Below are 14,873 nucleotides of genomic sequence, written 5' to 3'. Positions count from 1 at the left end.
CGGCTTGAACAACCCGGCCGCGCGCCCCATCCTTTTTCGCATGGAATTGCCCACCGTTTCCCCCACGCCGGACTACCAGTCCCTCGATCGTCCCCTCCAGTTCTCGTCGGCCGCCGCCCGCAAGGTGCGCGAGCTGATCGCGGAGGAGGGCAACGACGCCCTCAAGCTGCGCGTCTACATCCAGGGCGGCGGCTGCTCCGGCTTCCAGTACGGCTTCGAGTTCGACGAGGCGCAGGGCGAGGACGACCTCGCCATCCAGACCGATGGCGTCACGCTGCTGGTAGACCCGTTGAGCCTGCAGTACCTGATGGGCGCCGAGGTCGACTACACCGAAAGCCTGCACGGCGCGCAGTTCGTGATCCGCAATCCGAACGCGAAGACCACCTGCGGCTGCGGTTCCTCGTTCGCGGTGTGAGCGACACGCCGGCACCCTTCGCGTTCGTCGAAGCCGGCGCGGATGCCGCCTGCCGCGGTGCGCTCGATCGTGCCGACCGCCTTCGCGACGATCCCGACGCGCTGAAATCTCGCTGGCCCACCTCGCGCGTGATCCTTCTGGACGAGAAGGGCAACGCGTACGCCGACGCCGAAGGCCGACTACTCGCCATCACCGGGCACGACGTCAGCGAGGGTCCTGGCGGTGTAGGCGCCGCGGTGTTCCTCGGCCTCGACCCACATGACACGGCATGGTTCGCGCTGGAAGGCGCGCTGACCGCGCTCGATGCGCCGCGTCGCGTCGACCTGCGCAGCGCCGCGGCGTCGTGGCCGGCGTTCGATGCGAGTGTGTTCGCACAGGCGCGCGCGCTCCAGCACTGGCGAAGCCGCCACCGCTTCTGCGGTGTGTGCGGCGGGGAAGTAGCGTTGTCGCGCGCCGGCTGGCAGGGCACGTGCACGAAGTGCGGTGTCGAACATTACCCGCGCACCGATCCGGCGGTGATCGTCGCCGTCACCGATGGTTCGCGTTTGCTGCTCGGTCGCCAGGCCGCGTGGCCCGCGCGGCGCTACTCGGTGCTCGCGGGTTTCGTCGAACCGGGCGAATCGCTGGAGCAGACCGTCGCGCGCGAAGTGCTGGAAGAAACCGGCGTGCGCGTGCGTCGTTGCCGTTACATGGCCTCGCAACCGTGGCCGTTCCCGGGCTCGCTGATGCTGGGTTTCCACGCCGACGCCGAACCCGACGAGCCGCAGGTCGACGACGAGCTCGAGGAAGCGCGGTGGTTCACCGCTGACGACGTGCGTCGTGCACGCCAACGCGGCGAATGGGGCAGCACGCAGGACGACGGCGAAGGCCCGGTGCTGTCGCCGAGCATTTCGATCTCGCGCTGGTTGATCGAACAGTGGCTGGCGGAGCAGGGCGGCGCGTAAGCGAGCCGTTATCAGTCGCCTTAGAAGAAGCCGTCATCCCGGCGAAAGCCGGGACCCAGGCCTGTAGCGCACGGGCACTCTAGTACGAGCAACCAACAGCACCGTCATTCCCGCGAAGGCCGGAATCCAACGGTCTGACGCCCCGCCTCATTCGGCGTCGTTGATGCGCGCAAGCATGGATCCCCGCCTTCGCGAGGATGACAGCCAAGGGTGTAGTGCGCCGTATCTTCGAATCATTTCGGTGATGTGTCGCAACAGAATGCCGTCATCCCGGCGAAAGCCGGGACCCAGGCCTGTAACACACGGGCACTCCCGCACCCGAAACCTACCTCACCGTCATTCCCGCGGAGGCGGGAATCCATCGGTCCACCGCCGCGCCTCATTCGAAGGCGTTGATGCTCGCAGGCATGGATCCCCGCCTTCGCGGGGATGACAGCCAAGGGCGCAGTGCACTGCATCGCGAATGATCTTGGCTGCAGCAGGCAACTGCCTCACGTCGCGAAAGACGCCCGCGAGACGTGTGGGCCATCACTCCGCCAGGCTCACCCCGCCCCCTCTCAGCTCTGCACTCCCTTCGGTCGCCGGCGGGAGAGGGGCTATGAGCAGACGCCATCGCTCCCGCAACGCCACGCTAGAATCGATCCAGCCCACGCGACCGGAGCCGCCGCGCAATGTCCGCCACCCTGATCGCCGTCGTCGTCGCGCTGGTGCTCGGCCACATGGCGCCGTCGCTTGCGGCGTCGGTTCGCCAGTACGGCTGGTACCGCGACTGGCTGCGCTGGCTCGACTCGCGTTTCCCCGAAGGCAGCTTCTGGCGCGGCCGCTGGGGCCTCGTGCTTGCGCTGGCGCCGATCTCGCTGCTCGTCACGCTGTTCCAGCTCGCACTGCACGATGCCTTCTTCGGCCTCGCGAGCCTGATCTTCGGCGTTGCCGTGCTGTTCTACGCGTGGGGCCCGCGCGATCTGGACGTCGATGTCGATGCCGTCGCCAACGCGCCCGATCCCGTCGCGCGCCGCACCGCTGCGATGCGCCTGTGGCCCGAAGGGGGCATGCCCGCGGTGCTCGACGGCGGCAGCCTCGTCGAAGCCGTCTTCCGCAACGCGCAGCACCGCTGGTTCGGCGTGCTCTTCTGGTTCCTGCTGCTCGGGCCGTTCGGCGCGTTGCTTTACCGGCTTACCGCCATTTCGGCCGAAGGCGAAGCGGCCAGCGCATTGCCGAACGAAACGCGCGAAGGCGCGCGTTACCTGTTCGCGATCCTCGACTGGCCCGTCGCGCAGCTGATGACGCTCTCGCTCGCGCTGGTCGGCAACTTCGACACCGTGCTCGGCGCGTGGCGCGATGCCGGTGGCGCGTCGTTCGACGTGCGCCGTCCGTTCCTCGGCGCCGTCGCGCGTGCCAGCGTGAAGTGCGAACTCGCCGACGAGGCCGCCGATTACGACGACGTCACCACCGGCGTGGAAGCCGGCGATGCCGGCCTGGTGCCGACACCGCCTCCGATTCCCGCGTTCTCCGGCGAAGTGCCGGAACTGCGCGACGCGATGAGCCTGGTCTGGCGCAGCCTGCTGGTATGGCTTGCGGTGCTCGCGCTGTTCGTCATCGCGGGCTGGGTGAGCTGACGCTCAGCCCGGCGCCATCCACGCGAACATCGGCAGGTTCCGCAGCACGCCGAACGCGATAAGCGCGACGATCCACACGCGTCCATCGTGCGCGTACCGGTTGAGCGACGCAGGCAGCAGCGGCCGCGCAAGCCACCACTGCGCCAGCATCGCCGCGAGCAATGGCAGCGCGATCATCGCCAGCGGATTCATCGACCACGCACGCGCCACATCACCATGCACCAGCGCGTGCAGCATGCGCGTAAGCCCGCAGCCGGGGCAGTGCAGGCCGGTGATGGCATGGAACGCACACGCCCACAGCGCATCGGGTCCGAACGCCCGCAACACCGCCACGCCGCCGAACGCGACCACCGCCGCGGCACCCACCGCGGCGGTACGCACGTCGAACGCAAGCGAAGATGCGCGTGAAACGACGGCGTTCATTGCTGCACGCGCTGCACGTTTTCCAACTCCTGCATCATCTGCTGGTAATGCGCCATGCCGCCGGCGCTGATGAACCAGATCGTCCAGCACAGGCCGAGGATCGTCAGGCCCGTGGTGATCCAGCACCACAGCTTCGCGCGACGCGACGCGACCCACGCGCCGGCTTCATCGCCCGCGGCGAGCTTGGTGTTGACCTGCGCGGCGAACACGATGGCCACGATGCCCGGGATCGTGCCCACGATGCAGCAGAACAGCACCGAGGCGATCGTGATGAGGATCGCCCAGATCATGTAGTTGGGAATGCGCGGCGCCAGCGAAGGCGGTGGCGACGACGGCGGGATGGGAGGCGGCACGTTCATGGCGATCCTTCGGGTGCGCCGCGACGCCGCGGCGAACCGATCCTAGGAAACGCCCCATGGTCCCGCCGTGATGGCTCAGGCGGCGTCGCCGCGCATCGCCCGCACCTTCGCTTCCAGCGTGGCCGCGTCGATGGCGGGATCCAGGATCGGCGCGTGCGCGATCACGTCCACCGGCGCTCGGAACCTTCGCGGGACGCGCATCCGGCCCAGTCGCGTGTCTCGCCGGCTCCACATGCTCGTCCACATGTTGCGCAGGGCCATCGGCACCACGGGCACGATCTGGCCGCGCGCGGCCGCGCGTTCGAGGATGTGCTCCACGCCGGACTTGAACGGCGCGATCTGACCGTCCTTCGTCAGCGCGCCTTCGGGGAAGATGCCGACCAGTTCGCCTTCGGCCAATGCGGCGTCGATCTCGTCGAACGCCTTGCGCATCAGCTCGGGGTCCTCGCGCGCACCGGCGATGGGGATCGCCTTCGCCGTGCGGAAGATCCAGCTCATCACCGGGATGTTGAAGATCCGGTAGTACATGACGAAGCGGATCGGCCGCGGCACGCTTGCAGACAGGATCAGCGCATCCATGTAGCTCACGTGGTTGCACACGATCAGCGCCGCGCCTTCGTCCGGGACGTGCTGCTCGATGCCATGCGGACGCATGCGGTATAGCACGCGCACGAACACCCAGCTCAGGAACCGCATCATGAACTCGGGCACGATCGTGAAGATGTAGATCGCCACGATCACGTTCGCGACCGCGAGTGCCAGGAACACCTGCGGGATCGTCCAGCCGAAGAAGCGCTGCACCACGATGCCCAGCGCCGCCGCGAGCACTATGAAGCCCGCGTTCTGGATGTTCATGCCGGCGATCACGCGCGAGATCTCGCTGCGCGGCGTGCGGCTCTGGATCAGCGCGAACAGCGGCACCACGAAGAAGCCCGCGAACAGGCCGATCCCCGTCAGGTCCATCGCGATGCGCCAGCTGCCCGGCTGCTGCAGGAACGCGCCGATGCTGAGCCCCGTGGCCGTCGCCGCGCCGCTGCGCGCGAAATACAGGTCGATCATGAAGGCGCTCATGCCGAACGCGCCCATCGGCACCAGGCCGATTTCCACCGTGCGCGCGGACAGCTTCTCGCACAGCATCGACCCCACGCCCGTGCCGACGGAGAACAGCGCCAGCGCGAAGATGTACAGCGTGGCGCTGCCGCCCAGGTTGGCTTCGGCATAGGTCGGCAGCTGCGAGGTCAGCACCGTGCCGATGAACCAGAACCACGACACGCCCAGCACCGAGTTGCGCACCGCGAGCTGCTTTTTCGCCAGCCGCAGCACGGCGAGCGATTCGGGGATCGGGTTCCAGTTGATGCGCAGGTCCGGCGCGCCCGGCTCTGCGCGGGGAATGAAGCGGCTCACGATGTTGCCGCCCACGGCGAGAAGGATGATGGCTGTGGCCGCCACCACCGGCCCGTGCGAGCCGGCCAGTTCGAAGATCAGGCCGCCGAAGATCATGCCGACCAGGATCGACATCGACGTGCCCATCTCGACCAGTCCGTTGCCGCCGGTGAGTTCTTCCGGCTTCAGGACCGACGGCAGGATCGAATACTTCACCGGCCCGAACAGCGTGGATTGCACGCCGGTGCAGAACAGCGCGACGAGCAGCACCACCATGTTCTGCGTCAGGAAGCCCACCGCTGCGAGCGACATGATCACGATTTCCATCGTGGTCGTGATGCGGATGAGCTTCGACTTCTCCAGCTTCTCCGCGATCTGCCCCGCCGTGGCCGAGAAGAGGAAGTACGGCAGGATGAACAACGCCGGCGCGATGTTGGTATAGAGCGTGCGCTCCTCTGGCGTCACCCCGAGCCAGAACAGCAGGCCGATGATCGCCTGCCGGTACACGTTGTCGTTGAACGCCCCCAGGCACTGGGTCACGAAGAACGGCAGGAAGCGCCGCTGCCGAAGCAGGTCGAACTGACTGTGTGCCATGCACGCGAGTGGTTGGGGCGATGCGCGCGAGACTAGCAAATGGGGGAAAACAGCGTCATCCCGGCTGGGCGATGCCCCGACATTGGCCCCTCTCCCCGCTTGCGGGAGAGGGGTTGGGGTGAGGGGCGGCGGCGTGTTGCCGCCGTCCCGGTGGTGAAAGGCGCAGATTCCCGCGCGCGGGAATGAAGGAGGTGGACGCCTCGTCATCCTTCCTCAGGGCGACGCAGCAAACGCAATCAAGCCCACATCCGCAGCGGCACCAATCCCCACCATGCGAGCACGCACGTCCACTGCAGCACGGCAAGCATCGCGAACACGTCCAGCTTCGTGAGCACGGACCAAGGCCTCCGCCGCAGCGTCGCAACCAGACCCGCCAGCATCGTCAACGGCCACAGCGCGGTGACGATGGCGAGCAGCACGCTCGCGGCGGTCACGTCGCCCAGCTCAAGGAACGACTGGCGGTAGAAGAACGGCAGCGGCAGCAGCAGCGCGAGCAGGCCCGAGAAGGGAATCAGCACGGCTATGTTCGCGGTGGTCCGCCGGCGGATCAGCGCATGCGCGCCCGACGCGAGCAACCACACGCAACCGAGCAGGCCGGCGACCAGGCTGCCCCACAGCAACACCATGCGTGCGAGCGGTGCGCGCTCGTAGGTCTGAAGCCCGGTGCTGATGACGCGGCGTCCATCGGGCGCGGCGATCAGAGCGTGCGAGGCGATGACGCGCTCTGGCGCACGCAGAAGACGGTCGCCGACGGGATGCAGCGCGAGCTCCTTTCCCTGGAACGGCTTGAAGCGCAATGCATCGCCCTCGTGCGTGACGCGCACGAAGTTCAGCGTGGTATCGAGCCATTCCAGGCTGGCGAAGCGGTTCGGCGAGGGTACGTAGATGCCGTTCCACTCGGACAGGTCGCGCACCGTGCCGCTCACGTGCTTCGGCGGCGACGCGGGCAAGTGCAGCGCTTCGATCAGGCGCCTGTCGAGCTTGCCGTAGTCGACGCCTTCCACGTCGGCGTTGACGGCGATGAAGAACGCGCGCTGTTCGCGAGGAAACAGGCACAGCATGGCGCGATAGCCCACGGTGCTCCCGCCATGGCAGCGGCCGACGACGCCGTGCCGGTCGCGCGTGGACAGGCCAAGTCCGTAGCCGACGCGCAGGCCGGCATCGGCGGCTTCGGTGGCGACCGGCTCGCCCATCGCACGCAGCAGCGGGGCATCGATGAACGGCGCGCCGTCGATGCGGCCGTCGCTCATCAGGAAGCGCGCGAGCCGGCCCATGTCGGCCGCGGTGGTCGTGAATTGTCCGGCGGGGCGGATGTAGCTGGGCACGGCCGCGTGCGTCGCACCGTTTTCGAAATGCCCCATCGCCAGGCGCGGATCCGCGCGTTCGCCGTCCTGTGTAGTGAAGCCGAACGTGCTGTCGTGCATGCGCAATGGCGCGAGCAGGTGCGCGTCGAGGTAGGTTTCGTAACGCGTGCCGGTAAGGCGTTCGACCACCATGCCGAGCAGCGTGTAACTCGTGTTCGAGTACGAATGGCGCGCGCCCGGGCGACTGCGGACGCGCAGCGGGCCGCGTCCATCGAAGGCGTCGCGCAGCGGCGTGTCTTCGCGCGGCACAAGCGTGAACGCCTGCGAGAAGCGAACGTCATCCAGCCCGGCGGTGTGGTCGAGCAGGTGGCGGACGCGGATCGGGTCCGTCGACGCCCATGGATTGTCGATTTCGATTTCCGGCAGCAGCGGAGCGACGGGTGTGTCGAGCGCGAGCTTGCCCTGCGTGACGAGTCGAAGCACGCCGGTCGCGAGCAGCGTCTTCGCCACGGAGCCGACGTGGACGCGGTCGTTCGCCTGCATCGGCTTGCCGGTGCGGGCATCGCGCGTGCCGGCGGCACCGGTGGCGATGGTGTCATCGATGAGCGTGGACCACACGGCGCCCTGAAGGCCTTGCGATGTCAGTTCCTGCGCCATCGTGTCGTGCAGTGCCGCGGCGCTTCCGGCGAAGGGAAGTGCGAGTAGCGAGAGCATGCATGCGAGGCGGCGAAGCGCGCCTTGGAACATTCCAGTGTTCACGTCGTCGTGCGGCCTTGCGATGGCAGGCGACAGTGTCGGGCGAGGCCGCGATCGGAGCCTGTGTCCTTCGTCACGAGGCCGAACGGCGGCTGACGCGGCGATTTTTCGGTCGGTTCACTCGTGCATGGCTACGCTGCGGATGCGATTCACACCAGGAGGTCGTCATGTCGTCCGACACCAAGTCTCCGCTCGACCACGTCAACGACACGCTGCTGCAGCTCAAGGAAATGCGGCACTACGCGAAGGGCAACGTGGAACGGCTCACCGCGCAGTGGCTGCTGTTCGACGGCGAGCTGGCGAAGTTGAAGGAAGCCGGGAACATCGAGGACCTGATGACACGGCAGGCCGAGTTCTACGATGCGCTGGAGCGCGTCATCGCGGAGCTGGAGGACGTGGTGGTGAAGTTGACGCCGGCGCCGGAGGAGGGGGCGGCGTAAAGGCTTCCTTGAGCTGGTGCGCTAAGAAGCCAGAACCAGCAGCGCTGTGCGTTTGAGGTGGGTTGCCGCGAGCGCTTCGTTGCCCCTCACCCCAACCCCTCTCCCGATGGGAGAGGGGCTCGGGCCAGCAGGAGAGGCAGGTGAGGGGCTTCAGATCACGCCGGCTCTTCCGCCCGCTCGCGCTCGATCGCGCGCCAGCCGATGTCGTGGCGGTGGAACTCGCCGTGCCACGAGATGCCCGCCACCGCTTCGTACGCCTTGTGCTGCGCATCGGCGACAGTCTCGCCGAGCGCGCACACGCACAGCACGCGGCCCCCGGCGGTGACGACGTGTTCGCCTTCCAGCTTCGTGCCCGCGTGGAAGACTTTCACGTCATCCACTTCGGGCGCGTCCCAGCTGTTGATGACGTCGCCGGTGCGCGGCGTGTTCGGGTAATGCTCGGCGGCCATCACCACGCCGAGCGACGGGCGCGGATCCCACTGCGCGCTGGCGGTATCGAGGCGTTCGTCGATCGCGGCTTCGACCAGGTCGAGCAGGTCCGAGCGCAGGCGCAACATCACCGGCTGCGTTTCCGGATCGCCGAAGCGCACGTTGTATTCGATGACCTTCGGCGCGCCGCTCTTGTCGATCATCAGGCCGGCGTAGAGGAAACCGGTGAACGGGATGCCGTCGGCCTGCATGCCGCGCACGGTCGGTTCGACGACCTCGCGCATGATGCGTGCATGCACCTCCGGCGTGACCACCGGCGCGGGCGAATACGCGCCCATGCCGCCTGTGTTCGGGCCGGTGTCGCGGTCGCCCACGCGCTTGTGGTCCTGGCTGGTCGCCATCGGCAGCGCGGTCTTGCCATCGACCATCGAGATGAAGCTGGCTTCCTCGCCGTCGAGGAACTCCTCGATCACCACGCGCGCGCCCGCGGCGCCGAACGCGTAGTCGGAGAGCATGTCGGTGATCGCCGCCTCGGCTTCGGCGAGCGTCATCGCGACGATCACGCCCTTGCCCGCGGCCAGGCCGTCGGCCTTGATGACGATGGGCGCGCCCTTGTCCTGCACATACTCCAGCGCGGCCTCGGTTTCGGTGAACACCGCGTAGTGCGCGGTGGGAATGCCGTGGCGCGCGAGGAAGTCCTTCGCGTACGCCTTGCTGCCTTCCAGCTGCGCGGCGGCGGCGGTGGGGCCGAAGATGCGGTGCTTTTTCTCGCGGAATCGGTCGACCACGCCGTTCACCAGCGGGCCCTCCGGGCCGACGACGGTGACGCTGACGCCCTCGCGTTCGACCAGCGCGAGCAGGCCTTCGATATCGGAAGCGGGCACGTCCACGTTGCGGCATTTGGCTTCGGTCGCGGTGCCGGCGTTGCCCGGGGCGACGAGGACTTCGCTCACGCGGCGCGATTGCGCCAGTTTCCAGGCCAGGGCGTGCTCGCGACCGCCGGATCCGATGACGAGGACTTTCATGCTCACTCCTGCCGCGCGACGTGGGATCGCGATTTTACGCAAAGCCTTCCGCGGGCCGCGACCGGCGCGCGTGGCTCATGGAATGGAACGCGCCCGCGCCGGCGCATCGGCCGCGCGCGTTCATGCGGATCGCTCAATGGGTCGAGAACGAGCGGTGGTAGCGAACGTCGCCCTTCGCGCCCGCATCGTTGAAGGCCAGCGACTGGAAGTACTGCGGCGGCGCGTCGGCGTATCGCAGTTCGCCGTCGTTGTTGAAGCCGAAGCGGGCGTAGTACTCCGGCTCGCCCAGCACGACGCAGCCGGCCGCGCCCTGGTCGGCCAGTTCGGCGAGCCCGGCGCGGATCAGCGCGGTTCCCACGCCGTGCCCCTGATCGCGAGGCGCGACCGCGACCGGGCCCAGGCCGTACCAGGACTGCGCGCCGTCGATCGCGACCGGCGAGAACACCGCCACGCCGGCGATGCGGCCGTCGATGTCGGCCACCAGGCAAAGGCTGAGCTCGCCGTCCTCGCGCAGGGCATCGACGATGCGCTGCTCGATGCGCCCCTTTCCGTCCGACTCGGCGAACGCCTCGCCGAGCAGTGCGCGGATCGCCGCGTGATCGTCCTGGGTTTCGGTGCGGATCCACATAAAGCCTCCGGGCGTGTGGGCGGAGTGTGGGGGATCGGCGGTTACGGCGGTGTCGTGCGCGTCGCGGGTGCAATGCGGGAGTGCCGGCCGGCACGCGCCTGGGTCCCGGCTTTCGCCGGGATGACGGGGAGCCCGTTGTCGATCGAGTTGCTGTCATCCCCGCGAAGGCGGGGATCCATCTTTCCGGTCCGTCACCGTCTTTCGTGAGGCGTGACGCTTGCACGCATGGATTCCCGCCTTCGCGGGAATGACGGTCAGGTGGTTGCCGGAATGCGGAGTGCCCGGGCGGTACGGGCCTGGGTCCCGGCTTTCGCCGGGATGACGACCACGGACCTGCTCCAGCGAATCCCGGGTCAGTGGCGGAAATGCCGCACGCCGGTGAAGACCATCGCCAGGCCGTGTTCGTCGGCCGCGGCGATGACTTCGTTGTCGCGCATCGAGCCGCCCGGCTGGATCACGGCCTTGATGCCCGCTTCGGCCGCGGCGTCGATGCCATCGCGGAACGGGAAGAAGGCATCCGACGCCATCACCGAACCCGGCACGATCAGGCCCGCATCGGTCGCCTTGATGCCGGCGATGCGCGCCGAATACACGCGGCTCATCTGGCCGGCACCGACGCCGATGGTACGGTGGTCCTTCGCATACACGATGGCGTTGGACTTCACGAACTTCGCCACGCGCCACGCGAACAGCAGGTCGTCCAGCTGCTCCTTCGTCGGCGCGATCTTCGTGACGACCTTCAGCTCGTCGCGCGTGACTTCGCGGATGTCGGCCGTCTGCATCAGCAGGCCCGAGCCGACGCGCTTGACGTCGACGTTGTTGCGGCCGTCGCCGTGCGGGATGCGCAGCACGCGCACGTTTGCCTTCTTGCGTGCGTAGTCGAGCGCGCCTTCCTCGTAGTCCGGCGCGATCAGCACTTCGACGAACTGGCGGTCGAGGATCGCCTTCGCGGTCGCCGCATCGAGCTTCGTGTTGAACGCGAGGATGCCGCCGAAGGCGGACGTCGGATCGGTCGCGTACGCGAGTTCGTATGCGTCGCCGCAAGCGACGCCTTCGGCCACGCCGCACGGATTGGCGTGCTTGACGATCACGCACGCGGGGCGCTCGAACTGGCGCACGCATTCCCACGCGGCGTCGGCGTCGGCGAGGTTGTTGTAGCTCAGCTCCTTGCCCTGCAGCTGCGTGAACGTCGCCAGCGTGCCCGGCACCGGCCACAGGTCGCGGTAGAACGCGCCCGCCTGGTGCGGGTTTTCGCCGTACCGCAGGTCCATCACCTTCACGAAGCTGCCGTTGGCCTGCGCGGAGAACGCGGCGCGCGAGCCGTCCTCGACGTTGATCGACGACAGGTAATCGCTGATGCGGGCGTCGTACTGCGCGACGCGGTTGAACGCGGCGACCGACAATGCGAAGCGCGTCTTGCCGGACACGGCGCCGTTGTTGTCCTTCAGCTCGGCGACGAGCGCGTCGTATTGCGCCGGATCCGTAGCGACCGTCACGCGCGCGAAGTTCTTCGCCGCCGAACGCAGCATCGCCGGGCCGCCGATGTCGATGTTCTCGATGATGTCTTCCAGCGTGCTCGCCGGATCCACCGACACCTTCTCGAACGGATACAGGTTCAGCACGAGCAGGTCGATCGCGCCGATGCCGTGCTGCGCCATCACCGCTTCATCCAGGCCGGCGCGGCCGAGCAGGCCGCCGTGCACGATCGGATGCAGCGTCTTGACGCGGCCGTCCATCATTTCCGGGAAACCGGTGACGTCGCTGACGTCCTTCACCGGCAGGCCGGCATCGCGGATGGCCTTGGCGGTACCGCCGGTGGAGAGCAGCTCGACGTTGAGCGCGTGCAGCGCGCGCGCCAGTTCGATCAGGCCGGTCTTGTCGGAGACGGACAGCAGGGCGCGGCGGACAGTGACCGGCGGGCCGGACAGGAGTTCGGAGGTCATGGGGGTGGCAGCGTGCGGCGGGGAGCTGGGAATTATACGCAGCGGGGCTGGGCGGGCTCCGGCGTCCGAAGCACGGTCGCCTTGACGCCGCGATTCCTGCGAGGACGTGGCGCTTGATAAGCCGCCATTCCCGCGAAGGCGCGGCGCCTTGAAGCCGTCATTCCCGCGCAGGCGGGAAGTCATCTGTCGGAAGTGCTACGGCTTTCGGAGGGCGTGATGCGCGCAGGCATGGATCCCCGCCTTCGCGGGGATGACAGCAGAGGGCGCGACGACAGCGGAAAGCGCGAGAGACGACAGCAGAGAACAGAGGACGTCGGAAACGGACGACGGCAAAGAACGAACGGCGTTTACGCGCGTCGAGCTGGCGCGCTCAATCCAGTCCGTATTCGCGCAGCTTCTTGCGCAGCGTGGCGCGATGGATGCCGAGCATCGATGCCGCACGGCTCTGGTTGCCGTCGCAGTGCTGCAGCACTTCCACGAAGAGCGGGATCTCGAGTTCGCGCAGCGCGATCTCGTAGAGGTTCTCGGTGCCGTGACCGTCCAGGTCGCCGAGGAAACGACGGATCGACGTGGCGACATGGTCGCGCAGCGGCACGCGCGGCGCGGGTCGTGCGATGTCGTTTCGGTCGGTCGCGGCGTTCAAACGGAATCCCCAGTGTCGCGTCGATCCGGCCCGGTGCGGGATCGGCGGGAGGGCGAGTCTATCGCGCGCCTGTCGCAGGCGCCAATGATGCGGCGAGGTCAGCGGAAGTCGAACGTGAACGCCACGATGCGCGGTGCCGGTTCGATGACCTGGAACGTCACATTCGCGCTCTGTCCGGGCAACAACCGGTCGTCGGGACGATGCGCGCCGCGGTATTCAGCAGGGGCGAACGCACGCACGCCGACCGGGCGGCCATCCACGTCGGACAGGCTCAGCACCAGCGTCGGCCAAGGCTGCGGCCAACGCGCATCGTTGCGGAAACTCGCATCCACCGCGAGCACGCCCGGCGCGTTCGGCTGCGGTCGCACGCTGCGCTGGAGCATCGTGAACGCCGCCGGTTCGCGCCACGCCGGCACGTCGCAGCGCAACACGCCGCATGCGCCGCTGACGAGCGGTCGCCAGCGCGGATCGGCGGCGAGTTCATGTCGCTGAGCGAGCAATAACTGCAAGGCGAACAACAGTGCGAGCGCGGCGATGCCGGCGTACCAGCCCCAGTGCGTGGGCATGGCCGCGTGCTGCACGCCGTGGCGCGCGAAGCTCGGCGCGCCTTTCCGACGCGGACGCGCCGTACGTTTGGCGGGTCGTGCCGGCGTACCGCCGGCCGTAGCCGCGGCGATGGCGTCTTCGTAAGTCGGCGACGGCGATTCGATCGTGCCATCGCCCGCATCGACGGCTTCGTCGTCGGTGGTTGCGGACGTAACCGTCGTCGTGTCGAGGCGTGTCGCGTCGGATGCTGCGTCGAGCGGCGCAGCGTCGTCCGTCGCTTGCGAGGTCGCCTGCGTCGGTTCGCCTGGCCGCGCGTCTTCAATCGTCGAAATGGTTTCCTCGACGGACGATTCCGTCGACGCTTCGTCCTGCACCAGGCCATCGCAACGCGGGCAACGCTGTGGCGCACCGTCCGGACGGACGATGAGCGCGACGAGGAAACCGCAGTGCGGGCAGGGAACGAACATGGCGGCTATTCAAACATGCCGCCGTGCGCCGATGTTATCGGCGGCGCACGCCTGTGACGCGCATCCAGTCTTCCAGCCGCTCGGCGCGAAGGTCGTCGAAGTCGGCGCGGTAGCGCGCCATGACCTCGTCTTCCTGCCCCGCGAGGATCCCCGACATCGCGATGCGACCGCCCGGGGCAAGGCGCGCGACGAGCGTGTCGGCCAGCGCCACCAGCGCCGAGGCGAGGATGTTGGCGACGACGACCGGATAGGTGTCGACCGGTTCGGTCTCCGGCGAGTACGCCACCAGCCGGTCGGCCACGCCGTTGCGCTGCGCGTTGTCGTCGGTGGCGGTGAGCGCCTGCGGGTCGTTGTCGACGCCGATGGCCTGCGCGGCGCCGAGCTTGATCGCCGCGAGCGCGAGGATGCCCGACCCGCAACCGAAATCGAGCACGCGCTGGCCGGCCAGCGCGCCTTCGTCAGCGAGTTCGTCGAGCCATTGCAGGCAGAGCGCCGTGGTCGGGTGCGTGCCCGAGCCGAAGGCCAGGCCCGGATCGAGCCGGACCACGGCGGCATCGGCGGCGTCGGCGCCTTCGGGAAGGTCGTGGTTCCACGGCACGATCCAGGTGCGACGGCCGAAACGCAGCGGCTCGTACTGGTCCATCCAGGCGCGTTCCCAGTCCTGGTCCTCCACCTCGCGGAAACTCGCGCGCGACCAGTCCAGTCCTTCGTCGGCGGCATCGAGCGCGTAGAGCAGCAGCTCCGGCGAGGTGCCGCCTTCGAACAGCGCGGTCAGCAGCATCTCGTTCCACAGCGGCTGCTCGCCGACGCCGGGCTCGAAGATCGCCTGTTCGTCGGGGGCGTCGGCATGCTGGTCGGCCAGCGTCACGGCCAGCGCACCGACGTTTTCCAGCGCGCGCTCGTAGCGCGGCTGCTGGGCTTCGGTGCAGGGCAGGGTGAGTTCCAGGAACGGCATGGC

At 68.1% G+C, this 14,873-nt stretch carries 14 protein-coding genes; 4 read left to right on the top strand and 10 right to left on the bottom strand.

The annotated features are described in order from the left end of the window. Positions 1–40: 40 nt before the first annotated feature. The 3 genes from erpA to GOY17_RS16510 all read left to right on the top strand — a co-directional run bounded on the left by erpA (position 41) and on the right by GOY17_RS16510 (position 2,975). Positions 41–415: an iron-sulfur cluster insertion protein ErpA gene (gene erpA / locus GOY17_RS16520; RefSeq protein WP_181902748.1), complete on the top strand. Its 375-nt coding sequence runs from the start codon at positions 41–43 to the stop codon at positions 413–415. Beyond that, positions 412–1,359, top strand: a complete 948-nt coding sequence (gene nudC / locus GOY17_RS16515; RefSeq protein ID WP_157031197.1) for an NAD(+) diphosphatase — start codon at positions 412–414, stop codon at positions 1,357–1,359. The genes erpA and nudC overlap by 4 nt, the downstream gene beginning before the upstream one ends. Positions 1,360–2,030: 671 nt before the next feature. Continuing rightward, a complete protein-coding gene (locus tag GOY17_RS16510; protein WP_157031196.1) occupies positions 2,031–2,975 on the top strand; it encodes a hypothetical protein in 945 nt (314 codons plus the stop codon). A gap of 3 nt (positions 2,976–2,978) precedes the next feature. Here GOY17_RS16510 and GOY17_RS16505 read toward each other — a convergent pair whose 3' ends face one another. The 4 genes from GOY17_RS16505 to GOY17_RS16490 all read right to left on the bottom strand — a co-directional run bounded on the left by GOY17_RS16505 (position 2,979) and on the right by GOY17_RS16490 (position 7,752). Next, a complete protein-coding gene (locus GOY17_RS16505) occupies positions 2,979–3,398 on the bottom strand; it encodes a DUF2752 domain-containing protein (protein ID WP_157031195.1) in 420 nt (139 codons plus the stop codon). Then, a complete protein-coding gene (locus GOY17_RS16500) occupies positions 3,395–3,757 on the bottom strand; it encodes a CD225/dispanin family protein (protein ID WP_157031194.1) in 363 nt (120 codons plus the stop codon). Before GOY17_RS16500 ends, GOY17_RS16505 begins: the two co-directional genes overlap by 4 nt. Positions 3,758–3,832: 75 nt before the next feature. After that, positions 3,833–5,734: an MFS transporter gene (locus GOY17_RS16495; protein WP_157031193.1), complete on the bottom strand. Its 1,902-nt coding sequence runs from the start codon at positions 5,732–5,734 to the stop codon at positions 3,833–3,835. Between the two features lie 236 nt (positions 5,735–5,970). Continuing rightward, the gene (locus tag GOY17_RS16490; protein WP_198173716.1) at positions 5,971–7,752 is read right to left on the bottom strand and encodes a serine hydrolase domain-containing protein; all 1,782 of its coding nucleotides are present in this window, start codon (positions 7,750–7,752) and stop codon (positions 5,971–5,973) included. Between the two features lie 209 nt (positions 7,753–7,961). Between GOY17_RS16490 and GOY17_RS16485 the strand changes: the two genes are divergently transcribed. Next, positions 7,962–8,234, top strand: coding sequence for a hypothetical protein (locus GOY17_RS16485; protein WP_157031191.1), 273 nt, complete (start codon positions 7,962–7,964; stop codon positions 8,232–8,234). A gap of 155 nt (positions 8,235–8,389) precedes the next feature. On the opposite strand, the gene purD is transcribed toward GOY17_RS16485, so the two are convergent. The 6 genes from purD to prmA form a co-directional block, all read right to left on the bottom strand. Beyond that, complete coding sequence (gene purD / locus GOY17_RS16480) at positions 8,390–9,688, bottom strand: phosphoribosylamine--glycine ligase (protein WP_157031190.1); 1,299 nt, start codon at positions 9,686–9,688, stop codon at positions 8,390–8,392. Positions 9,689–9,821: 133 nt separating this feature from the next. Continuing rightward, positions 9,822–10,316, bottom strand: coding sequence for a GNAT family N-acetyltransferase (locus tag GOY17_RS16475; protein WP_157031189.1), 495 nt, complete (start codon positions 10,314–10,316; stop codon positions 9,822–9,824). A 353-nt stretch (positions 10,317–10,669) separates the two neighbouring features. Further along, positions 10,670–12,259, bottom strand: coding sequence for a bifunctional phosphoribosylaminoimidazolecarboxamide formyltransferase/IMP cyclohydrolase (gene purH / locus GOY17_RS16470; RefSeq protein ID WP_157031188.1), 1,590 nt, complete (start codon positions 12,257–12,259; stop codon positions 10,670–10,672). Between the two features lie 370 nt (positions 12,260–12,629). Continuing rightward, entirely contained in the window at positions 12,630–12,902 is a 273-nt protein-coding gene (fis, locus tag GOY17_RS16465) for a DNA-binding transcriptional regulator Fis (protein ID WP_115844272.1), read from the bottom strand. Positions 12,903–13,000: 98 nt separating this feature from the next. Then, complete coding sequence (locus GOY17_RS16460) at positions 13,001–13,915, bottom strand: DUF3426 domain-containing protein (protein ID WP_157031187.1); 915 nt, start codon at positions 13,913–13,915, stop codon at positions 13,001–13,003. A gap of 34 nt (positions 13,916–13,949) precedes the next feature. Then, entirely contained in the window at positions 13,950–14,870 is a 921-nt protein-coding gene (gene prmA, locus GOY17_RS16455; protein WP_157031186.1) for a 50S ribosomal protein L11 methyltransferase, read from the bottom strand. Positions 14,871–14,873: the final 3 nt, after the last annotated feature.

The organism is Lysobacter soli (assembly GCF_009755585.1).
GTDB classification, from domain to species: domain Bacteria; phylum Pseudomonadota; class Gammaproteobacteria; order Xanthomonadales; family Xanthomonadaceae; genus Lysobacter_J; species Lysobacter_J soli.
Note: the sequence above shows the minus strand (reverse complement) of the source record. Positions and strands in the feature narration are given on the sequence as shown.